The sequence below is a fragment of the Aliivibrio sp. EL58 genome, from assembly GCF_900312675.1.
In the GTDB taxonomy this organism is placed as follows: Bacteria; Pseudomonadota; Gammaproteobacteria; order Enterobacterales; family Vibrionaceae; genus Aliivibrio.
Genome location: NZ_OMPC01000001.1, coordinates 504,835 through 526,998, shown reverse-complemented (window position 1 = coordinate 526,998; position 22,164 = coordinate 504,835). Strand labels below are relative to the sequence as shown.

At 36.8% G+C, this 22,164-nt stretch carries 19 protein-coding genes; 14 read left to right on the top strand and 5 right to left on the bottom strand.

Going from position 1 to position 22,164, the window contains the following annotated elements; all coding sequences use genetic code 11:
- The first annotated feature begins 13 nt into the window (after positions 1-13).
- The 7 genes from gltS to ED622_RS02175 all read left to right on the top strand — a co-directional run bounded on the left by gltS (position 14) and on the right by ED622_RS02175 (position 4,864).
- A complete protein-coding gene (gltS, locus tag ED622_RS02205; RefSeq protein ID WP_122032329.1) occupies positions 14-1,240 on the top strand; it encodes a sodium/glutamate symporter in 1,227 nt (408 codons plus the stop codon).
- 174 nt (positions 1,241-1,414) lie between these two features.
- A complete protein-coding gene (locus ED622_RS02200) occupies positions 1,415-1,762 on the top strand; it encodes a hypothetical protein (protein WP_122032328.1) in 348 nt (115 codons plus the stop codon).
- 2 nt (positions 1,763-1,764) lie between these two features.
- Complete coding sequence (locus ED622_RS02195) at positions 1,765-2,205, top strand: hypothetical protein (protein WP_122032327.1); 441 nt, start codon at positions 1,765-1,767, stop codon at positions 2,203-2,205.
- Between the two features lie 2 nt (positions 2,206-2,207).
- Positions 2,208-2,705, top strand: a complete 498-nt coding sequence (locus ED622_RS02190; protein ID WP_122032326.1) for a hypothetical protein — start codon at positions 2,208-2,210, stop codon at positions 2,703-2,705.
- Positions 2,706-2,749: 44 nt separating this feature from the next.
- On the top strand, positions 2,750-3,160 hold the full coding sequence (locus ED622_RS02185; RefSeq protein WP_122032325.1) for a hypothetical protein: 411 nt from the start codon (positions 2,750-2,752) through the stop codon (positions 3,158-3,160).
- Between the two features lie 2 nt (positions 3,161-3,162).
- A complete protein-coding gene (locus ED622_RS02180; RefSeq protein ID WP_122032324.1) occupies positions 3,163-3,630 on the top strand; it encodes a hypothetical protein in 468 nt (155 codons plus the stop codon).
- 70 nt (positions 3,631-3,700) lie between these two features.
- Complete coding sequence (locus ED622_RS02175) at positions 3,701-4,864, top strand: alpha/beta fold hydrolase (RefSeq protein ID WP_122032323.1); 1,164 nt, start codon at positions 3,701-3,703, stop codon at positions 4,862-4,864.
- Between the two features lie 39 nt (positions 4,865-4,903).
- Here ED622_RS02175 and ED622_RS02170 read toward each other — a convergent pair whose 3' ends face one another.
- Positions 4,904-6,541 (bottom strand): DUF4832 domain-containing protein, encoded by a 1,638-nt coding sequence (locus ED622_RS02170; RefSeq protein ID WP_122032322.1) that lies wholly within the window; start codon positions 6,539-6,541, stop codon positions 4,904-4,906.
- 205 nt (positions 6,542-6,746) lie between these two features.
- On the opposite strand from ED622_RS02170, the gene ED622_RS02165 reads away from it, so the two are divergent.
- A complete protein-coding gene (locus ED622_RS02165) occupies positions 6,747-7,520 on the top strand; it encodes a DUF4344 domain-containing metallopeptidase (RefSeq protein ID WP_122032825.1) in 774 nt (257 codons plus the stop codon).
- Between the two features lie 64 nt (positions 7,521-7,584).
- On the opposite strand, the gene ED622_RS02160 is transcribed toward ED622_RS02165, so the two are convergent.
- From ED622_RS02160 to ED622_RS02150, 3 genes are all read right to left on the bottom strand, one after another.
- Positions 7,585-8,892, bottom strand: coding sequence for an alpha/beta fold hydrolase (locus tag ED622_RS02160; protein WP_122032321.1), 1,308 nt, complete (start codon positions 8,890-8,892; stop codon positions 7,585-7,587).
- 77 nt (positions 8,893-8,969) lie between these two features.
- Positions 8,970-9,317, bottom strand: coding sequence for a RidA family protein (locus ED622_RS02155; RefSeq protein WP_122032320.1), 348 nt, complete (start codon positions 9,315-9,317; stop codon positions 8,970-8,972).
- A gap of 355 nt (positions 9,318-9,672) precedes the next feature.
- Positions 9,673-11,658, bottom strand: a complete 1,986-nt coding sequence (locus ED622_RS02150; RefSeq protein WP_122032319.1) for a replication initiator protein RctB domain-containing protein — start codon at positions 11,656-11,658, stop codon at positions 9,673-9,675.
- A 1,144-nt stretch (positions 11,659-12,802) separates the two neighbouring features.
- Between ED622_RS02150 and ED622_RS02145 the strand changes: the two genes are divergently transcribed.
- Together ED622_RS02145 and ED622_RS02140 are read left to right on the top strand one after the other, a co-directional pair.
- The gene (locus ED622_RS02145) at positions 12,803-14,026 is read left to right on the top strand and encodes a ParA family protein (protein ID WP_105056535.1); all 1,224 of its coding nucleotides are present in this window, start codon (positions 12,803-12,805) and stop codon (positions 14,024-14,026) included.
- Between the two features lie 3 nt (positions 14,027-14,029).
- Positions 14,030-15,004, top strand: a complete 975-nt coding sequence (locus ED622_RS02140) for a ParB/RepB/Spo0J family partition protein (protein ID WP_122032318.1) — start codon at positions 14,030-14,032, stop codon at positions 15,002-15,004.
- A 103-nt stretch (positions 15,005-15,107) separates the two neighbouring features.
- Here ED622_RS02140 and ED622_RS02135 read toward each other — a convergent pair whose 3' ends face one another.
- Positions 15,108-15,680, bottom strand: coding sequence for a nucleoside triphosphate pyrophosphohydrolase family protein (locus ED622_RS02135; protein ID WP_122032317.1), 573 nt, complete (start codon positions 15,678-15,680; stop codon positions 15,108-15,110).
- A 154-nt stretch (positions 15,681-15,834) separates the two neighbouring features.
- On the opposite strand from ED622_RS02135, the gene ED622_RS02130 reads away from it, so the two are divergent.
- The 4 genes from ED622_RS02130 (at position 15,835) to ED622_RS02115 (ending at position 22,163) form a co-directional block, all read left to right on the top strand.
- Complete coding sequence (locus ED622_RS02130; protein ID WP_122032316.1) at positions 15,835-17,940, top strand: GNAT family N-acetyltransferase; 2,106 nt, start codon at positions 15,835-15,837, stop codon at positions 17,938-17,940.
- A gap of 208 nt (positions 17,941-18,148) precedes the next feature.
- A complete protein-coding gene (locus ED622_RS02125) occupies positions 18,149-19,540 on the top strand; it encodes an HlyD family type I secretion periplasmic adaptor subunit (protein WP_122032315.1) in 1,392 nt (463 codons plus the stop codon).
- Positions 19,541-19,570: 30 nt separating this feature from the next.
- Positions 19,571-20,233, top strand: a complete 663-nt coding sequence (locus ED622_RS02120; RefSeq protein WP_371413423.1) for a transglutaminase-like cysteine peptidase — start codon at positions 19,571-19,573, stop codon at positions 20,231-20,233.
- 4 nt (positions 20,234-20,237) lie between these two features.
- Positions 20,238-22,163, top strand: a complete 1,926-nt coding sequence (locus ED622_RS02115) for an EAL domain-containing protein (protein WP_122032313.1) — start codon at positions 20,238-20,240, stop codon at positions 22,161-22,163.
- Position 22,164: the final 1 nt, after the last annotated feature.

Sequence of the window (22,164 nt, the reverse complement as noted above, 5' to 3'; positions counted from 1 at the left end):
TAAAGGATTATTTATGAACTTCGTTGATGGTGTACTACACATCGAATCATTTTTGGCTATTACTCTCGGGATAATTGTTCTTTTCTTAGGTCGTCGTCTAACACAGATGAGCTATTGGTTAAAAGAATTTAGTATTCCAGAACCCGTTTCTGGCGGTATTCTCGTTTCTGTTCTTTTCGCCATTCTTCACTACGTAACACAAGTTGATGTCTCTTTTGATTTAGCTACTCGAGATCTCCTACTGGTTTACTTCTTCACGACTATTGGTATTAACGCCAGCCTAAAAGATCTCTTTAAAGGCGGTAAGCCTCTCATTATTTTATTAACCATCACCATCGGATACATGTTCATTCAAAACCTCACCGGCATAGGGTTCGCTTTGCTGCTTGATCAACCAGCCGTTTTTGGTTTGTTAAGTGGATCTGTTTCTTTAATTGGCGGGCATGGAACAGCCATCGCATGGGCACCAAAGATTGGTGAGCAATTCGATTTAAATACCGCTATGGAAATAGGCATTGCAAGTGCCACCTTTGGGTTAATTCTTGCCAGTTTAATGGGCGGGCCAATAGCAAAATATTTAATTAATAAACACAATTTAAAAGCGACTGAAGGCGAAAAGGTTGATGTTGGAACTCAGCAAGACTCTAAGCAAACTCACATTACTTCTTATGATTTCTTAGATGCGATGCTCGCGATTCACATCTGTATTATATTAGGGGCAATATTAAATGAAGTGGTTTCTGGGCTTGGGTTAGATCTTCCTTTGTTCGTGAGTTGCTTGTTTGCCGGTATTTTAATTTCTAATTTAATACCAGCCTCTTACCCCCGCTTAACAGGTACTCGTTGGCCAGCTCGTAAACCTGCGGTTGCTCTGATTGCTGATATGGCATTAGGGGCATTTTTATCGATGTCTTTAATGAGTATGCAATTATGGGCGTTAGTCGACTTAGCAGGCCCTATCTTTATTATTTTGGCTGCTCAGTTCTTTATTGCTATATGTATTGCTATTTTTGTTGTCTTTCCTCTTATGGGAAAAACATACGATGCAGCGGTAGTTTGTGCAGGGTTTGGAGGCATATCACTAGGGTCTACCCCAACAGCGATGGCAAACATGTCAGCAGTAGCGCAGAAATATGGTAATTCACACCAAGCCTTTATTATCGTGCCTTTGGTTTGTGCCTTTTTTATCGATCTCGCTAACGCGCTTATTATTCCTTATTTTATTGGTATCGTCGGATAACACTTCCCTCTTCTAGAAAGCTCTTCACTTAAAAATAGTCAGACCTAAAATCTGGCTATTTTTTACGCTCAAAATCAAATAAAAGCACTAAAATTTCTTCTGGCGTAAAATGGTAAGTATCATTTTCTTAAATTTATAACATACCTCCTTATTAAATTTATTTAGGAGATTGCCATGAAAGCTATATCATTTATTGCTTGCCTGTTTTTATTCAGCACAACTTTCGTTCACGCCAATGTTCATAAATGGAAAAACAAAACATTCGAAACTTATTCAGATAAAACCCAAGTTCAGTTTGTCTTAGTTAATCGTTATAACCAATCCGCTGATTACTATTTAAGAATTGATAATAAATCATTTCCTACAAAGATTACGTTAAAGCCTAACCAAGAGGTTGAGCTTGATATAACAGTAAAAACACCCCCGAGCCAAACCACAAAGAAAAAAGTGTGTACTCGCATGGTATCAGACTCACCAAACAGCTATGAAGTGTGTACCAATCTATCATTTAAAAGGCATTAATTATGCGCTACTTATTAAGTGGCCTTTTAGGGCTCTCTTTAGCGATCCCTGTATTTGCTAACCCTATTCCTAGCCTTTCAAACCCATCAGGTACAGACAGGATAAGAACCTCTGGGGGATCATCTTGTGAACAAGCCATAGCTACAGGAAAAACATTTCAAGTAGGCACTTATGGCTCATCAGGTAATGAAGACAGTGACAATTATTACAATAATTATTATCACCAAAATCAAGATGAAGCCGGTATTTATGCTGCTGTAACCTTTCAGTTTGGTGGAGAAGACCGCGTGGATTGTACGAGGCTTTATGAACTCGAGCTTCGCGATCGCACTCGAGAAGAAGAATTAGCTCAAGCAGAGCATGAACTTAAGCTTTTACAAATCGAAGCTGAAAAATATCGATTACTTAAAATGAAACAAACTAACACAACCTTCTCGGAGTAAATATGCAAAATAAAAAACAGACACTAGTGATTGCTACGGCTTCTTTACTAACGGCACTCACTGTTTATGCAAGTCCACCCGATCACCCTTCTAGCACAACAGGTGATGTGACTTTTTCGGCAAAAGTAGAAGAACAGTGTGGTATTGAAGCGACACAACCAACTGCTGATCTAGCCTTTGGGGACACTTATAATCAATCAAATGCAACAGTTAAAATAATAAGTAACAGCAGTAGACACGTTAAGTTTAAAGCGTCTTCTATTGATCTTGATTCATTCGGCAACCAAATCGAATTACAAAATGTGCATTTCAAAGCCGCAGGAACGATCAATGTAGACCAAAATGCAGACGAATGGCTGGAAGATATCACCATTGAGCGTGAAGACATCAAAGAAAACAATAATATAGACCTATTAGCACGAGTAAATATTGATGAAGGAGATCTTGATGCTAATGATAACTATGAAATAAAAACAACTTGGACGATTGAGTGTCATTAACTTTGTAGGCCCTTTGTAAGGGCTTATTTTTATAAGAAGAAACCATGAAAAAATATCTATTAATTCTTAGTTTTCCCTTTATAAGCTCTTATTCACTCAGTTCTGGTTTAGATAAAAATGAAGTTCTGGACTTCAATAAACAGTGTGTTGATGCATCAAATAACCATGAACGCCGGATCTTTGATGCTTTATCGAATTCTGAGTACATAAATTGGTCGAAAATAAAGCTGGTTGATACTACCAGTCGCTTAAATTACACAGATACCGTCTTAGGAAAAAATGAAGGCAGTGGACTTCTGGCTTGTGATCTTGTTATCAATTACCTGTATGACGATAAAGATATCGTTTTAAATTCAAGCTATCAGGTATCACCAGAAAATAATCAAACAATCAGCCGTGTTGCAGTTACTGAAAAAGCCATTACTGATTTTATTGTGCAAGTTATAGTGAACTAATCATGAATCATCTAACCCTATTCTTATTGATGCTACTCATCTCACCGTTTGCAAGCGCCAATAATACTCACTCAACCCTCAGCTTTAAGAAACAGATAAAAGAGCGCTGTGGGCTGATTGTTGTTGAAGACTCTGGTGGGCTCAATTTTGGTAGTGATTATGATGAACAAGCCATAATGCTTAAACTCATATCCAACAAAAAACATGCGCGATTACTCCTTCGTTTAAGCCATTTTGATTTAGGGGATTTGTCTGGTGAGATTCCAAATAATCACGTTTATTTTAGGTTAGAGACCCCAAATTATTATGAGGGTAATATCGATTACTGGCGACAAGGGGTTGAGATATCAGCACCTCGCTTAAATAATACTAAAGACGTTTATATTCGAGCACGCATAAATAAACCTGAATTATCCTTACCAGCAGGCGATATACGCCTGAACATGGAGTGGTCATTGGAGTGCCTATAAGTATTCACACTCTGTTCATTCTCACTAAATTATACTAACCTCACTTATTATCGTTCAACAGGCCATTTACGTGATTTCATCATTATTTTCGCGCTTTGCAGTCATTGGATCTCTAACAATATTAGGCGCATGTAGCCAATCCACCACAAATGCTAATTATGTACCATCCGATTCTCTGCCTAACTACTCACAAAGCAGCTTTCAACAGTACATGGATGAAACCAAACAGTGGTTAACTGAACATCGAGTATTTAAAAGTAACGATCTAGAAAAAGAACTTGCTGTTAATTTACCTTTTGAAATAAAGCCACATAAGCCAAACGGAAAAGGTGTGCTTTTAGTTCATGGTTTGGGTGACTCCCCTTTTTCTTTTATCGATGTTGCCCAGCACCTAGCTGAACAAGGTTATTTAGTTCGCTCAATATTACTTCCTGGTCATGGCAGTAAAGTGGGAGATCTCATGCTGCCTAGCCTTGAAGATTGGCAAAATGTCGTTCATCACCATACTCAATTATTAAAAGAGCAAACAGGGGAAGTCTGGCTTGGAGGCTATTCTACTGGTGCTAATCTAGTAACTTCTGAAGCGTTACAAGACAGTGATATCGCAGGGTTACTTTTATTCTCTCCGGCGTTTAAACCGGGATCACCGACCGTTAAATTTGCAAAAATCGCAAGCTATTTTGTAACGTGGGCAGATCAAGAGCCTGAAACTAACCCTATTCGTTATAACTCACTCCCGATGCACGGTGCTGCGGTTTATTATGATACGGCGAAAATTGTCCAACAAGACCTTAAAGGTAAAAAATACACAAAACCTGTCTTTATGATAGCCAGTGAGGGCGACCATGTTATCGATACGACATTTGCAACCTCTGTTTTTGAAACCCAATTCACTAATATTAAAAATCACCTAGTGTGGCAGGGAGAAAATGCATTCCCTGCAACCAATACCACGACATTCAGTATGAATAGACCAGATTTAAAAATAGTTGATGGCTCTCATATGGGATTACTTTTCTCTCCAAATAACCCAGAATACGGAGAAAAAGGAACCGTAAGAATTTGCAGTAATGGGCAGACAGAAGAACAAGAATTTGCTTGTGAAGAAGGCGCTGATGTATGGTTTTCTGCTTATGGAATTAAAGAAGAAGGTAAGATTTTTGCACGTTTAACTTATAACCCTTACTTTGAACAAAGCATGGCAATGTTAGATCATGTTATGTCTGAAAAATAAAATAAGCCCGTATTCAATCGGTGTACGGGCCTACTTTTATTAATTTACCTGAATATTAGAGATTGTGTACCAATTTTCTTTCTGTGGCATATCTATCGCGAGCTTGATTTTCGCCTCTCCAAGATCATTAACTAAAGCAATTTGTAAATCATACTCACCAGCTAAAGCAGGGACGGTTATTCCATCAACAATATTAAGCACTGGAGCATCTCCTACTCTAGTCTCTGCCGGTAACCAATCTAAAACGTTTCTTGAGGTCTCTTGAGTTATCTCTACTTTCCCTGATGCGTCAACAAAACGATAAGCGACTCGATATGGGTAGTAAGAAGGTGCTACACCACTGTTTTTCCATTCAGAGGTGATAGTCATCGTACTTGATGAATTAACCTCTTTAGAATGCGTTAAAGAGGTTAGCTCAAAACGATAGCCTAGCTTTTTAAGAACGTCTTGAACTGCAGGCTGAAACTCATCAGGAATAGGTTTCGATTTCCCATTAATTAGAGATGCGTGGTGGTCGAGAGCGTAATTGAATATATAACTAACATTCTCAATGCTATAGCCATAACCACCATCTACAGAGCTCACATCTCTTTGCCAATATTCCATATCATGACAAACCTCAAATTGAGTTGGAGCATGCTCCCAGCTTGAAGTAATATTTGGATCATCATCTTCCGCTTTTTTTAATGCTTCAGGGTATGCATTATCCATATGAGTCCATTTTGTCTTTGTTGGATCATAATCCCCCAAACAATCTGCACGCCAACCAGACCCACCTAACGTCGCCTTTCCTAAAAACGTTTCATTCTCAGATTCAGAACCAATTAACATCACAGTAGGTACTTGAGTAAATGAGTTTTGATACATAGATGCATACTCAGAAAAACGTTCAAAATTCGAAAATAGTCCTCCTTTATTGTTTGCATATGAGCCTAAAGCTCCATCTCCTGGATAAGCATCTTCAAGATTCCATTCACCCCAAGAGCCAACCATTCCGACATCTATACTTGTTATATAATCAGCGCTGTCGAATACTCTTCCTAGCTCTTGAACAAGGCTTCTCGCTGCAGCTAAGTAAGATTCAGATGTAAAATCAGGAACAAATGGACCATTTGGAGATATTTTTCCTGAGATTTTATTCATTAACCACTTTGGTAATCGACTCTCTTCAATAATCGTTCCTTCTTCACCTGAAACCTGAGACGTTTCTTCCATTGCTGTTATACGTATGGCCAATTTCTTATGTGCAGCAACGGCTTCTCTTACCACGTTACACATAGGAGTAAAATCAAACTCATTTTCATTATTTGGTTGAAGAACAGACCAATCCCAACGGTAATAAACAGTGCTGGTTTCTGGGTAGGAGGGTACTGAATTATTAACACTACTACTTCCATCGGTATCTATATGTGAATCAATTCGATGAAAATCCGTAAAACCAATATCAGGGTTAATAAGAATATCTTGAGATACGTGAGGCTCAATTGTTCGAGTATTCTCTGTTTCTATAATTCTAGCACTTGGTTTTTTAGACATACTGCTAATAGGTAGATAATTAAGATCTGATAAATCACAACCAATAACAACGGGATCTTTTTTATCTATATTTTCAGATTCAGAGCCACAACCCACTAAAAATAACGACAATAAGAAAGGAGATACTTTTAAGAAATACATAAATAAACCAAACAGATAAACTAACTAAAGTTTACAAAGTAAAAGATAAAACATGTAAATCCTCTGTCAGATCTTCCTTTATTCTTACTTCTAATAAAGAAAATAGAGTTAAAATCAGAAGCATGATCAAGGGGGCATTCTTCTGGATCCTTAATTTACTTATACTATGCTACAACGAACTCAAGATATGATTAATGGACTAACTATGAAAACAGATATCCGCTCCCCTCTCTTCATTGCTTTAATGGGCATCAGTTTATGTAGCTTTGCTGAAAAACCTAATATATCAATACAATATTCAAAACCTTTAAATCAGCAAGAAATCACAATTCAGCAAACAATAAAAGAAAGTGATATTAATGACACATTGATAGCTCTTTCTAACAACTATTTCCCATTTAATAAAACAGTCACCATTCAATATGGAAGCACGGAAGGGCCACTCTATGATCCTAACTTTCATACGATACAGATCCCTTATTCGTTTTATCAAGAATCACTCGATTATTTTTCAAAAAATAAATACCAAGAACGCTTTAATAAATCACCGCAGTTAGGTGCCCTTGATACTCTACTTCATACTTTATTACATGAGGCAGGTCATGCTTTTATCGCTGATCAGAACATTCCGGTTTTAGGAAAAGAAGAAGATACCGTCGATAACTTTGCAACCATCTTATTATTAAACTATGTAAATAATGGTGATGATATTGCGATAAGTGCGGCAGATATGTTTGCATTTGAGTCTGAGGATAGACCTGATTACTACGATTTCGGAGAGTACATAGATGAGCACAGCTTTGATTTACAGCGCTATTTCTCTACCTTATGCCTTGTTTATGGTAGTGATCCAAAAAAGCAAAGTAATTTATTGGATGAAGTCGAAAACGATTATTTGAAGGATAGAAAAGAGTTTTGTGAGTTTCAATTTGATTCATTAAGTCAAAGTTGGGATCATTATTTTAAGCAAACAAACTAAATATAAGAAGCATGATCAAGGGATCGAATCCTACTTGATCATGCTTCTGGATCAATAAAAAAGCTTATTGAATGGCTTTAATATCTTCAGCCATTGATATTAGAGTTGATAAGATCTTCTCCCCATCGACTCGCAAGCCATTGTGCTCATACTCACTGGTCATCCATGCTTTTGAATTAGGAATTGCTCTCAATGTTTCACGAGAGAAATCAAACTCAACAAACATATCATTGACATACGTTGCCGCAGCCATGGGAACCGTATTCTTTGCTAATTGCTCAATATTGTATAAATTTGGCCAATCAGACTTTGCCGCCAAAAGCTCTGCAGCTTCTTTTAATGGCTTTAAGGTTTCAAGCTGGTCAAAGAACCATGGATAGACCATTTCGCCGGTAAAACGCAGTGGAGCGCCTTTCTGGTGGTTAAATTGAGGATAACTCCCTCTCACTCGATGTGCTGACCACTTTGAAGCATTATGTTGACAATAAATCGACTCATGTAAAATCGCATACAGTGGATTAGTTAAATGCGCTTGTTGTGAAAGTACATAATTTAAAAAACCATAACCTAGCTCTTGTTGGCCATTTACATCGACAAAAGCCGTTTCTAATTGAAAATAGAGCTCTTCTGCTCCTCCCGCCATACCAAAACAGATCCCCATTTGTTGAAATTGCTCAACGGTGAAGATCTGGCCATTAGGCAAAGTAACCGAGTGATCTAGTAAGCTGTTCGCAATGCAATCACACAGCTCTTGCGCTCGTGGAAAGCGAGCAAAGAATTCACTATTTTTATCTAACGTTCGCTTATATGTCGCATGGTAAACATCATCAATATTACGTGTAATAGAAGGGATCCCACCTGTAATATACGAAGCCAGTAAACTATCTGGAAATAATGATAAATATGTTAGAGAACAGAAACCGCCAAAACTCTGGCCAATAATCGCCCACTTATCAACGTTAAAATGCTTTCTAATCGCTTCAGCATCACGAACAATGTTATCTGCTCGAAAGTGGCTTAAATATTCTGCTTGTTTTATCGGATCTAAATGTTGGATCGTTTGAGTTGTGATCGGAGAGCTTAATCCAGTACCACGCTGATCCAATAAGATCACACGATATTGTTCTAAGGCACGCTTTAACCAACCAGAATTACTGAGTGGACGAGCAGCAGGAAAACCAGGCCCACCTTGAAAATAAACTAAATACGGAAGATCAAGATCGCTATTTTCTGCTTTTACTAATTCTCGAGCATAAACGGAAACATGATCAGGGGTAGCGGTGTAATCATCATAATTAAGAGGCAAAGAAAAATGATGAGATTGATACTTTACACCGTCAAGATAAAACGCGGGTTCTGAATGATTGAGCATGACACTTCCTTATATCAAGCTTACTTAGCTACCCAAAGATAAACTAAGTAAGTTATTATTTTAGTTATCTATTTTTATTATTTTTCAGCGGCAACTACTGATATTTCAACAAGAAGCGCTTCACGAGCCATGCTCGCTTCAATACATGCACGCGCTGGAGCGTGACCTTCAGGCACCCATGCATCCCAAACCGCATTCATTTCAGCAAAATCTTTCATATCTTTAATGTAGATCGTGGCTGACAACATATGCTCACGAGAGCTGCCTGCTTGATCTAACAGTAGATCTACTTTATCAAGCATGGTTTGCGTCTGTTCTGCTATGCCCTTCGTCGCATCTGCACAAACTTGACCACATAGATAAACCGTCCCGTTATGTTTAACGATACGACTCATACGCTGCTTTGTTTCTTGACGTTCAATCATGCTTACCTACTTCTAAAATATTAAGGTGTAATTTAGAGTGCTAGAGTAATAAAAAATGAAAGAAAATACGAGGACTCTTCGCGTTAAAGCCTTATTTCATAATGGAAGAATGATCATGGTCCCATAAGATACGGGAAGTGCGGTAAGGATTTATTAGCAGATAAAAAAACGGCGAGCACTAGGCTCGCCAATACGATTATTGAAACCAATAAAAGTTAAGATGTGTAACAATATGAGCCAATCTTTCGATTGGTAAAGGACAAAGGTTGTCTATTCGTTAGAGATAATAACCTTTGAGCATATTGTTTTGTCATCGCTTTGTCAGGGTAAGGCTATAAAGCTGTCAATAGTTTGACTATCCTGCCATCTCGTCCAATGCGCGTAATACATCTTGATCATAGTTCTGTGAAAACACTAATTTACAGATCTTTCTTCGTACCGCTAAACCTGCGATCAAGTTCTCGATTGATAAGTGCTTACCATGATCTTGGCTATTATAGAATTCAATTGTCTTACTTAGTGTCTCATAAGGTAAAACCTCACCTGCCACCTGCAAATAATCTAATTTTTCCAACAGTTCTTTACACTCCTCTGAAATGGATGAAGAACTGTGGCCAGTCATCGCTGATAATGCAGTGATACTTCTTTCTAATGCTTGCTCAGATGTATATTTAGTCAATGTGATCGTTAATTCATCCGCATTAATCTCAGCAGAATGTTTACGGAGCTTCACTCTGCGACCTAAACGACCTGATTTATTAAGGGTATTTCGTTTAATGGGTTCAAACTCACCATCGATGATCGTTGACAGTTGATCTATCGCTTGTTTTGGCATGATCTCATTACGTAATGGGTTTGGCATTGTTGGTGCCATATTACGTTTACCAGCATTCGTCGTTCTTGCTCGCGAATAACGGATCACTTCTTCAGGATCACAGCGAATATCTACTTGATAATCTGGTAATTTTTCATTGCTATCCAGCATCGAGATCGTAAGGTGATAACCCCATAAGTTCACAATAAATAATTCATCAGTGACTTTATCTTTGGCTAATTTTTTTAACTCACGAATAAGATCTAATGAAAATCGTCTCCATTCGACGTTACGGGCGAGTTTCTGATTTATTTCACTTAGGAGTAAGTTATCAGTCATTCGACGCGCTAGACGGCTTCTGAAGAAGCTATAGAGCTGAAATACCAACGTATGTTGCTTTAAGATCTCAGGTGGGAACAAAAAGAAGTAATCTTTGGTTAGTAATTCATCGTAAAACGAAGGTTCCCACACCAAAATATACAAGTTAGGCTTAATTTTGATCTCGCCATCTTTGCCTTCTTTTGGCGCTTCATCAGATGCGGTAATAGTTCGAGCTAAGAAACGAAATCGATCACTTTTAAAGCCTTTAGGCATATTCTCACTTAACCAACGGCCAGTAAGTTCATGTAGTTGAAAGTCTGTAAATTCAATACGATCAATACTTTCGCGGATAGAATCACGTGCAGGTCCAGAATCTTTCTTACCACGTAATGTTAAGATATCGGTAATATAAATCGGTGTTTTATTACCCATTGTTTTGGTTTGAATATGATAATCATCTTGATGGTGATCATGATATTGGACTGTTAGAGTGAACAGAGCAAACAACGTCATCAGATCATCAACAGTCATAATATTTTTTGATGATCTTGTTTCAATGATCGCTTTAGTACCTGAAATGGCAACCATTGCTTTTTGATAGTTCTTACGAGTACGTGGTGGCGCTAAAGCTTGATCTATGATCCCTGCCCAATTCGTCGGAGATACAACAAATTGATCAGCTTCATCCCTCATGCTTGGTGGGATACCTAAACCATGCTCAGTAAGAAATTGACGATTTACTTGGGTCTGAGCAAGTGCTTTAGAGCGTTTTTGTTTTTCTTGTTCATGACTTTGTTCAGATTTTAAACTTGTAATACCTAATGTCGAAATTAACGAGGACGGATTAATAAACTTATGTAGCATTGTTTTTCCAGCTAATCCTTGCTCAAAACGAACTGGATATTGCTCAAATAATCCGATACTTACGGCAGTTCGTAATCGTTGCTGGATAGCTGCTCGTGTTAGATGTCCATCTGTTGTTTCGATAACTTCAGTTGTTGAAACTAAACCATCAGGCGAAGAGAATCCTTTTAATGAAATTAAATTCATTAATTCTAAAATACTTTTCGTAACACCTTTAAAATGTTGATATTGAGTGATCCAATCAACAAGGTTTGTTGGTATTTCGAATAAGTGTCCACCCTTGTGATCTCTTGGAAGAGGGATGTAGATCTTTTCGTTATCTGCTGTTTTTATATGATTCATTTTCAACTGACATTCATTGTATTTTAATCATTCTTTCGTATAGATTAAAGGAATTAGATCTTTAAAGAAAGAAAAAAATTATTATTCTTTTAAACTGATCTTTATGATTAATACTGATCTATATGATTATATTGATCTATGATCTGAACGGTTTTTTGCTTGCAAGTTATTGTATATAAATAACTATTTTTATTGCGCAATGAAAGCATGATCAAGGTTTTTTTGAAAGCATGATCATTATTGGCTCGGATCTATGATCACAAAACGACTAAAAGCATGATCATAAGCCTATTGAATCAATGATCATCATTTTTGTGAAGAATGATCAAGGTCTAAACACAACTTATCCACAGATATGATCTTATTCTTATCTAAAATGATAATTTTTGAGTTTATTTAAAGAGTGTTTTTGTTCGTTTCTGTGTTCTTGCTATTTTATTGGATGTTTTACACCATTTTTTTGTACATAGTTAAAGCTAATCTAGATCCAGAAGAATGATCAAGTAATTCATTAACTGGATCTATTTCTCTATTTTTTTATTGATCTTGCGTTAACCCTTATAGAATATACATTCTCTGTAATTTATATAGCTCTTATCATGCTTCCGTGATTAATTTTATCTTGATCATGCTTCCTTTAATTACAATTCAATTTACAGGGAATATTGCTTCTCAATGCGATTATTTTGCCCTTGATCATGCTTCATTATTTCCTTTTTAGAGCGCCTTACTTAATCCGGGTTCGGGTAATAATTCATTTTATTTCTAATAAGTAAGAATTTAAGTGGTAGATTAATGTTATTAATAGCGGTAGTTATTCTAATAAAAGATACTTTTTTAATATTATTTTCATTTTTTATATTGAAAATACATAGCCCGTAATTTGTTTGATATTTATCACGCTTCCGTAAATTTACACTGTAAATTTACCACTAGGTGACAGTGTAACATTTTAAGTTTTGTGATGTTCGTACCGAGTTATAGCCTAAATATTAAGTCTGTATTTAACATAAATGACAGCTTTGTTAGTATAATTATCTCTTTTTAATGTATATCACATTATTAAATTCACGTTCACCAATTTGTTGTAATTGACCTTCATTGCTGTACAATTAATTTCATAGTTACATTAATGGCGAATATTATGAACAGAGAAAAAACCATTGCTAATTTAGCTGCATTGGCAGAGCAGACCCAACAGGTACAATCCGACCGTATCGAACTGGTTCTTGAAGAAAGAAATAACGAACATTTCCCTCCAATGTCAAAAGCAATGATGGAAACTCGTTCTGGCTTAACAAGAAGAAAACTTGATGAAGCAATTACTCGTTTAGAGTCTGAGGGTCATCAATTTACGAAGAATAATGCAAATCATTATTCGATTTCATTAACAGAAGCACATATGTTGATGGATGCGGCAGGAATGCCAGCGTTTCATGAACAGAAAAAAAATGTGAACAATAAGCCTTGGGTTGTAAATGTTCAAAACCAAAAAGGTGGTACAGGTAAGTCAATGAGTGCTGTGCACCTTGCTGCTTGTTTAGCTCTAAATTTAGAAAAGCGTTATCGTATTTGTTTAATCGATTTAGATCCTCAAGGGTCACTTCGCCTTTTCTTAAACCCTCAAATTAGTGTTTCAGAGCAGGACACCATCTATTCAGCTGTAGATATTATGTTGGATAATGTCCCTGAAAATGAAGTTATTGATGGTCAGTTTATGGCTAAAAATGTACTTCTTAATACACAATATCCAAATTTAAAAACCATTTCTGCTTTTCCTGAAGATGCGATGTTTAATGCAGAAGCGTGGCAGGATTTATCAACTAATGGTTCTCTTGATATTGTTAAGTTATTAAAAGAAAAGGTTATTGACCCAATTGCTGATCAATTTGATGTGATCATGATTGATACAGGTCCGCACGTTGATCCATTAGTTTGGAACGCAATGTACGCATCAAACTCACTGTTAATTCCATGTGCTGCAAAACGTTTAGACTGGGCATCAACAGTAAACTTTTTCCAACATTTACCAACTGTGTATGAAATGTTCCCTGAAGATTGGCATGGATTAGAGTTTGTTCGTCTTATGCCTACGATGTTTGAAGATGACAATAAAAAACAAGTTTCAGTATTAACTGAAATGAATTATTTATTGGCTGATCAAGTGATGATGGCGACTATTCCACGAAGCCGTGCATTTGAAATTTGTGCTGATACTTATAGTACGGTTTTTGACTTAACAGCGGCAGATTTTGAAGGTGGTAAGAAGACATTGGCTGTTGCTCAAGATGCAGTTAAGAAAAGTGCATTAGAATTTGAGCGTGTTCTTCATAGTCACTGGAATTCGTTAAATAAAGGGGAGTACTAATCCATGGCAATTAAAACTTCTGATTTAAATGCAAAGCTATTTGGTAAGACAAATAAACGCCGTGCAACAACACCAGTTGAAGCTCAAAAAGCAGCAAAATCGCAAGCTCAAGTGATTGAACTTGCGGTTGCTGGTGAAGATATGGTGACTTTTGAGTTACGTAAAATTCCAGCAAAAGACGTACGTAACTCTACGGTTGTTTTTGCTGAAAATGCTCGTGAACAATCATTTTTAACCGAACATGCTTTATCGGATATTTTAACTACACTGCGTGATCGTGGTCAGCAATACCCAGCTGTGGGTCGTATTGTTGAAGGTGGAAAAATTGAGGTTCTTGACGGTAGTCGTCGTCGTATGTCATGTATTTTGGCAGAACAAGACTTCTTAATTTATGTTGCCGAAGGCATTAATACCAAACACGCTAAATTTCTTTCTGATGTAGCGAATGCTCATAAGCCATTATCACTGTACGAACGTGGTAAAGAGATGCATGCAATGCTTGCTCGTGGTGACGTTGCTGATCAAAAAGAGCTAGCGAAAGTATGCCAGTGCAGTGAAGCATTAGTGAGTGGCGCATTAAAAGCGGCGACATTACCTTTAGAATTGCTACAAGCGTATCCAAGTGTGAGTGAAATTGGTCGTCCAACCGTTGTTAAGCTTCATAAGCTCTATAATACGTTGTCTGACGAGGAACAAAAAACCTTACTTGGACAATGTGCTGGCGAGCAAGGAGCAGTTTGGACGCGTTCTACTGCGCTTGGCGTGAGTAGAATGACGAAAGAAGTGACAGAACTTATTGAAGTTTGGGTTGAAGATTTATTACCAAAAAGAGAAGCGGCTAAGCCATTAAGTACTGAATTGGTAAAAGGCCGAGCTTCATATAAACGTAAAGGTTCGGCTTTGACTCTTAATTTGAAAAAAGTCGATGATGCATTAATGGAAGATATTTTGGCGTACATTAGTCAAAAAGTATCTTAATACGTTTTTTAGCCATTAATTATAATAATAAAAAAGAGCCCGATTTAGTTAACTAAGCCGGGCTCTTTTTTGTATTTGAATCGTTGTTTTTTTTATTCTTAGATTATACTAACGGCGCAAGATCTGCCGGTCGGTAGTTTACTGATTTTAAAACCTTACCTTGCTTAATTACTTTGTTATCTAATTCTACGTTTTTAGCGCATTTAGCGATGATGAATCCACCTTTTTCAGTCGACATCAGTTCAATTCCTTGCTCTGCATAGAATGTTTTTGTCGCTTGGTATTCATCTTCTGTTTTACACACTTTACTCATGTTGCTTGAATGTACTTCATCCCAACATGGTACAAAATCGATATCTAAGTTTTTTGCAACGTTTAAGAGAAGGTCAATTAAGTACGAGATACTTAGATTGTCTTCTAAATTCTTCGTTCCTAAATGTACCGCACGTCCCATTAAGACATAAACTGTATCCACAATGGCATCAGCTTGTTCAAGCTTGCTGTCTGCTTCTGCTAATTCTGTTAACTCTTCGATCGCTAACGAGGTGTGTAATAAGTCATTTTTTTCATCTAATGATTCAGGTGCTTCTACTGCTAAGTCAAAGGTACTTCTAAATTGTTCGATGTCTTGATATAGCTTTTGGTAGATAGGTTGAGTAAGTTGACTTAAATGCATGGTCATTCCTAAATGATGAAGGCTTAAATGTAGCAAGCATTATACCTTCTCCCGATTTGTTTCGTCATACTTTCTTTTCTTAATAGATAGAAAATATTCATCTCATGCTACAATTTACGCATAATATCTTCTTATGTTAATGGACTTTTCTGCAATGCTTTCTGCGCTGTCATTTCTAAATTCGGTATCTTCTTATGCTGCTAGTGGTTATATCCGTTATCCCATTCTGCTTGAAGGTTCAAAGCAATGGTGTGAATCATTATTAGACTCTTTTTTTTCTCAGCAAAGTTCACGATTTGCCAACGTTGAGTTGTACGGTGATTTGACTATTCCTGAGTATGTTCCTTTTCCTATTAAGTCTGCTTTAAAGAAGTTAGGTCAAGAAACCGATTGTTTGGTGATTGATATTTCCCATGAATTTAATGCGAATGCCATTAATGCAATATGTGGAACCGTTGTTGGTGGGGGGCTCGTTTTTTTTATTCGTACTGATAGCTCTTCACTTTCTTTAGCGGTTAGTCAGTGGCTATCGCACTTTATGACTCAAATGGTGTGCTTAAAAGAAACGGATATTGACTACGTATTACCTGAGCGTCCTCTTTCTCTCGATAATATCTCTAAATGGCATGACGCGGTTTATCGTTCAGCGGATCAAGAATTAGCAGTAAAAGCGATTCAAAAAGTCGTTTCTGGTCATACAAAGCGTCCACTTGTCATGACTGCAGATCGCGGAAGAGGAAAGTCATCAGCGATTGGACTAGCCATTGCTGAGTTAGCGATGGAACGACCATTAATTATTGGCGTAACCGCACCACAGCGTGCAAGTGTCGATGAAATATTTATACATGCCGAACGTATTGCCCAGCTCAACTTTGATGTTGTAACGAAACAAAAAAATCAGTTAATGATTAATGACTCTCAGATTATTTATCTTGCACCCGATGAGTTACTTCGAAATCCCCAGACGCTGGATTTATTATGCGTTGATGAAGCGGCCGCAATCCCTGCTCCAATGTTACTTTCATTAGTCGAACAATATTCTCGCATGGTTTTTTCTACCACTATTAATGGCTATGAAGGTACCGGGCGAGGTTTTGAGATTAAGTTCAAAAAACAACTTCATAAGAAAAGACCAAATTATCGTTCAATTGAAATAAAGCAACCTATTCGCTGGAATAATAACGATCCGTTAGAAGAGTGGTTGTCGTCTGTATTTTTACTTAACCACAATAGAGCTGTAGATTCTGTTCAGACAGTTGAACCTTTAGCAAAGATTGATTATCACTGTTTACCTGTGTCTCAGTTAGTTAATGACAGTACGCTTTCTCAGGCTTTATTTTCTCTTTTAGTATCGGCTCATTACCAAACATCGCCAAATGATTGGATTTCTTTATTAACAGACCCAACGTTATTTTGTTGGGTTGGAATAGAAAGAAGCAATAGGCAGTTAGTGTGCTGTGCTTTAATGTCTAAAGAGGGAGAGTTAGAACTCGATTTAATTCATGCAGCTCAACTTGGAAAGCGACGACCAAAAGGGCATTTAGCTGCGATATCACTAACTCAAACATTATGTATTGATGAGCCAGCCATTCAATCGAGTTTTCGTATTATGCGAATTGCTGTCGATCCAAGTTTTCAACAACGAGGCATTGGCTCGGAATTTATTCGGGCGATAGAAAATAAATATAAACAAGAGGGGTTGGATTACCTTAGTACCAGTTTTGGTTCGACTGCGGAGTTGAATTATTTTTGGCAAGCTCTCGGCTTTCACTTTGTTCGTTTAGGTATAACAAAAGACAAAGCGAGTGGAACACACTCTTTATTAGCAATGAAACCATTAAGTCAAAAAAGTATTAATTGGGTCTCTATTGGCGATGAGTATTTTTATACCTCATTCCCTGAGCAGTTAATGTCGACATTTTCTGAACTGCCATACAAGGATGTACTTAGTCTTTTAGGTGGCGTTTCAATCAAAGATACTATGTCACCTTTAATTATTAAACGACTGACTACTTTTGCGTTAGGTGGCTTAGGATATGAATTACTTCAATATGAACTACGTCAATTCATTCTTAGTAATCTATCAATGCTTATTGATTTATCTGAGCCTCAAAAAGAACTGGCAGTGACCAAAATCATTCAAACCAAAGAATGGTCTGTCGTTATAGAAGAGTGCAATTTAATTGGTAGAAAAAATGCGGAGTTGCAATTGAGAGAGCTCATTAAATGTATGTTAGATAATTTACAGTGTAAATTGTAAACCCACTCATTCTACTGTCCTAATTTACAGTGTAAATTGAATTTATAACCTACACTCAATTTACACTGTAAATCATACCTTCTTACTTCTTCAGAAATGATTCAAGCTTCAAAATATAACTAATAAACCTTAGTGAGTTACAGTGAAATACGATATTCTAATGTAATGGAAATGTTATTCATTAACACGGTAGTCTAGGGAATTGGAAATGAATGAAAAGGGATTGAATCGCCTTAATAAAGAAGAGCTGGAATTTGTTGATGACAAAACGGCAGCGCTACTTCTTAACACCCCAACAAACGCTAAAATTCTCCTGTGGATTATTGCCGTCTTTTTCTGTATTGCTATTGCTTGGGCTTCATGGGCTGAAATAGATAAGGTAACCGTTGGACAAGGAAAGGTAATTCCATCATCTCAATTGCAAGTAGTGCAAAACCTTGAGGGTGGTTTAGTAAAGGAGATGTTGGTTAAAGAAGGGGATCAAGTCAAAAAAGGTCAACAGCTATTATTAATTGATGATACTCGTTTTCGTTCTGACTTTAGAGAGCGTAAAAAACAACTCGTCAATTTGACGGCAAGCGCTATGCAATTATCAGCATCAATGGACAGTATTTTAATTCAAGATATTAATAGTCGTAAGCGTTGGAAAGATTCTGTCATTATCTCAAAAGGTAAATTGAAATTTGATGCTGAGTTTATGGAAGAAAATCCAATCGTAGTCAAAAGACAGTTAGCTGAATATAACGCGGATATGAATAACTTAAAAAACCGTATTTTTGTATTTGACCAGCAAGTCAGTCAAAAGCAGCAAGAGCTTGTTGAAATTAAATCTCGAGTGAGAAGCTTGAAAGCAAGTTATGGTTTAGCGAGAAAAGAATTTGATATAACAAAGCCATTGGCTGATGAAGGTGTCGTCCCTCGAATAGAGTTACTTAAACTACAGCGTCAAGTTAATGATACGAAGCGAGAGCTAACCTCAACAGAATTAAAAATCCCAGTGTTAAGCTCTGCTATTCAAGAAGCAGTGTTAAACCGAATTGATGCAGCTCTTAAGTTTCGCTCTGAACAGCAAGAAAAATTGAACAGCATTCAAGATAAGCTTTCGGCATTAACTGAATCACAAGTGGGCCTAAAAGATAAAGTTAATCGAACCGTTGTTCTTTCTCCTGTGACGGGAACCATCAAGAAAATTTATATTAATACGGTAGGGGGGGTTATTCAGCCTGGTATGGATCTGATTGAGATTGTTCCTACCGAAGATACATTATTGATTGAGGCCAAGATAGCCCCACAAGATATTGCATTTCTTCGTCCTGGGTTAGCAGCGATAGTTAAATTCAGTGCTTATGACTTTACTCGTTATGGTGGTTTAAAAGGAACACTAGAGCATATTAGTGCGGATACGATTCAAGATGAGGAAGGAAACAGTTTTTATTTAGTTCGTGTTAGAACATCACAAGATGACTTAGCTGAGAAAACTCAATTCTACATTATCCCAGGAATGACAACGTCGGTAGATATCATTACAGGAAAGCGCAGTATTCTTGATTATCTACTTAAACCTATTATTCAAGCAAAAAGCTCGGCATTAAAAGAATAGTATGGATAGAGAGAGTAAAAACAGATGAGGATAAAATGGTTGTTCATTTTACCTCTTGCCATATTCTCACTCACATCTATCGCTTTAACCAAGCAAGACAACAGTTGGATTAAAGCCGTAAAAGATGAGTATGGTGAGAGAGCATCGAGGCGAGTGACTGCATGGCGTGAGCTGATAGCAACGCTTGATAATAAAAATGAAAGAAAACAGCTTGAAGAAATTAATCTATTTTTCAATCAACTTTATTTTGTCGATGATATTCGGTTATGGGGAAAGAAAGATTATTGGGCAACGCCTCTGGAGTTTTTAGGAAGTAACGCCGGAGATTGTGAAGACTTTACCATTGCGAAATATTTTTCCTTATTAGAGCTTGGTGTCCCCGATAAAAAATTAAGATTGATTTACCTTAAAGCTTTAGATTTGAATCAATTTCATATGGTACTTGCTTATTACCCAACACCATCTTCAGTACCATTGATTTTGGATAACATTGATAAAGAAATAAAACCAGCAACAGAGCGTACCGATCTATTACCAATTTATAGTTTTAATGGTCAACATCTATGGCTAATGAAAGGTAAAGGAAACGGACAGCAGGCAGGAAAATCATCTCGATTAAGTTTATGGAATGATTTACGAGCAAGAAACAAAGGCCTGAGATTAAACCACCCAATTATAAATTATGATGAGTAGCGATATGACATTATATAAACAGCTAGTTTCATGGATGACAGCCGTCTTTTTACTATTGATGATCTCTGTCTTTGCGATTGAATTTCGTAGTACACAAACGTTTCTAGAAAACCAGCAGCGTTCAGAAGTGAATAATACGATTAATACGGTAGGGCTTGCTCTTGCGCCTTATTTAGAAAATGAGGATAAGGTTGCTGCAGAGTCTGTGATTAATGCGCTATTTGATGGTAGTTACTATTCTGCAGTACGATTAACGTTGTTTAACACTAATGATGAAATTGTTCGTGTTTATCCATTAACGGTAGATTCTGTGCCTGAATGGTTTTTAGATTTTAATTTATTCAGAACTATTTCTGAAAGCAGAGTTATAACGAGTGGATGGTTACAATTGGCTGAGGTCGAAATTGTGACTCACCCAGGTTATGCTTATCAACAACTTTGGAAGGCATTAACTGAGTTGGCGTTTACTTTTGCTATCGTAATTGGATTAGGCATTATTATTATTTCGTTTGTTGTGAAGCGAGCATTAGCACCTTTACAGCAGATCATTATAAAAATGAAAGAAGTAGCAGAAAATAATTTTAGTAATGAATTAGCTAAACCAAAAACGAAAGACTTAGAAGCGGTAATTAATGGTATTAATACGATGTCATTACAGATAGCGCAAAGTTTCCAATCACAAGCAAAAGAAGCTGAGAAGCTAAGAGACAAAGTCTACCTCGACCCAACTTCTGGATTAGGTAACCGGTCGTTTTTTATGGCGCAGTTAAATACATGGTTATCTGAATCTTCAAAAGGTGGTATTGCTTTATTTCGCGTAAATTTTATTAATAAAGTATATGAGGAAGAAGGGTATGAAGCTGGAGATAAAAAAGTTAAAGAGTTATCTGATTTATTAAAAGCGACACTGCCTTCATCGAACATCATAATGACACGATTAAATACTTATGAATTTGGTTTTATCTTTCCAAGCATTGAAGAAGAAGAGTTAAAAGTAACTGCTGAAAATATCATTGCTTATACGCAAGATATTAAAGGTGATCCGACAGCTACGGCTCCTATTGATGCTGACTTAGGCGTTATATTTAATGAATCAAGAAAAACATCAACAGAGATCCTTTCACTTGCTGATAATGCGCTAGCTCAAGCACACTCTACGCCTGAGTTATTATTTGGTTATATTGCTGATGAAAGTGCCCATGAACTGATGGGTAAACAGCAATGGAAACAGTTTGTTGATGAGGCAATTAATGAGCATTTATTTAATTTCACATTACAGCTAGCCACAACTCAATCGGGAAGTATTTTCCATCAAGAAGTCTTTTCTGCAATTGAAAAAGATAACCAACGGTATTCTGCGAATCAATACTTATTTGCACTTGAACAACTAAATGAAACTACCTCGTTTGATCAATTTGTTATACGCACGATGGTTGAACGTATTCTTGCTGAAGAAATTACTCAACCGGTTGCAATTAACTTGGCCAATAGTAGTGTTGAAAATCCAAGTTTTGTCCGTTGGTTAACTAACTTACTTAAAAAACATAAGCCTATTGCCTCACTGCTGCATTTTGAAATTCAAGAATCATCGTTTATTGAAAATGAAGATCACACCGCTTTATTATGTAACGTGATCCGTTCTTCAGGGGCTGAGTTTGGGGTTGATAATTTTGGACGTAACTTTGAATCTCTAGAGTACATTAAGCTGTTTAGACCAAAATATGTAAAACTTGATTATTTATTTACTCACCAATTAGATGATGAAAAACAACGTTTTATTTTGGCATCTATTTCAAGAACAGCACAAAATCTAGGGATCATTACTATTGCCTCACGAGTAGAAAACAAACAGCAGTTAGAGTTACTAGCTGAACATAATATTGATATTTTCCAAGGATTTTTTGTTAATGAAAAAGTGAAGGGTCAATAAT

What these genes read in the sequence shown, in the direction of transcription:
- gltS (WP_122032329.1), top strand. Translation starts at nt 14, where the DNA reads ATGAACTTCGTTGATGGTGTACTACACATCGAATCATTTTTGGCTATT.
- ED622_RS02200 (WP_122032328.1), top strand. Translation starts at nt 1,415, where the DNA reads ATGAAAGCTATATCATTTATTGCTTGCCTGTTTTTATTCAGCACAACT.
- ED622_RS02195 (WP_122032327.1), top strand. Translation starts at nt 1,765, where the DNA reads ATGCGCTACTTATTAAGTGGCCTTTTAGGGCTCTCTTTAGCGATCCCT.
- ED622_RS02190 (WP_122032326.1), top strand. Translation starts at nt 2,208, where the DNA reads ATGCAAAATAAAAAACAGACACTAGTGATTGCTACGGCTTCTTTACTA.
- ED622_RS02185 (WP_122032325.1), top strand. Translation starts at nt 2,750, where the DNA reads ATGAAAAAATATCTATTAATTCTTAGTTTTCCCTTTATAAGCTCTTAT.
- ED622_RS02180 (WP_122032324.1), top strand. Translation starts at nt 3,163, where the DNA reads ATGAATCATCTAACCCTATTCTTATTGATGCTACTCATCTCACCGTTT.
- ED622_RS02170 (WP_122032322.1), bottom strand. Translation starts at nt 6,541, where the DNA reads ATGTATTTCTTAAAAGTATCTCCTTTCTTATTGTCGTTATTTTTAGTG.
- ED622_RS02165 (WP_122032825.1), top strand. Translation starts at nt 6,747, where the DNA reads ATGAAAACAGATATCCGCTCCCCTCTCTTCATTGCTTTAATGGGCATC.
- ED622_RS02160 (WP_122032321.1), bottom strand. Translation starts at nt 8,892, where the DNA reads ATGCTCAATCATTCAGAACCCGCGTTTTATCTTGACGGTGTAAAGTAT.
- ED622_RS02155 (WP_122032320.1), bottom strand. Translation starts at nt 9,317, where the DNA reads ATGATTGAACGTCAAGAAACAAAGCAGCGTATGAGTCGTATCGTTAAA.
- ED622_RS02150 (WP_122032319.1), bottom strand. Translation starts at nt 11,658, where the DNA reads ATGAATCATATAAAAACAGCAGATAACGAAAAGATCTACATCCCTCTT.
- ED622_RS02145 (WP_105056535.1), top strand. Translation starts at nt 12,803, where the DNA reads ATGAACAGAGAAAAAACCATTGCTAATTTAGCTGCATTGGCAGAGCAG.
- ED622_RS02140 (WP_122032318.1), top strand. Translation starts at nt 14,030, where the DNA reads ATGGCAATTAAAACTTCTGATTTAAATGCAAAGCTATTTGGTAAGACA.
- ED622_RS02135 (WP_122032317.1), bottom strand. Translation starts at nt 15,680, where the DNA reads ATGCATTTAAGTCAACTTACTCAACCTATCTACCAAAAGCTATATCAA.
- ED622_RS02130 (WP_122032316.1), top strand. Translation starts at nt 15,835, where the DNA reads ATGCTTTCTGCGCTGTCATTTCTAAATTCGGTATCTTCTTATGCTGCT.
- ED622_RS02125 (WP_122032315.1), top strand. Translation starts at nt 18,149, where the DNA reads ATGAATGAAAAGGGATTGAATCGCCTTAATAAAGAAGAGCTGGAATTT.
- ED622_RS02115 (WP_122032313.1), top strand. Translation starts at nt 20,238, where the DNA reads ATGACATTATATAAACAGCTAGTTTCATGGATGACAGCCGTCTTTTTA.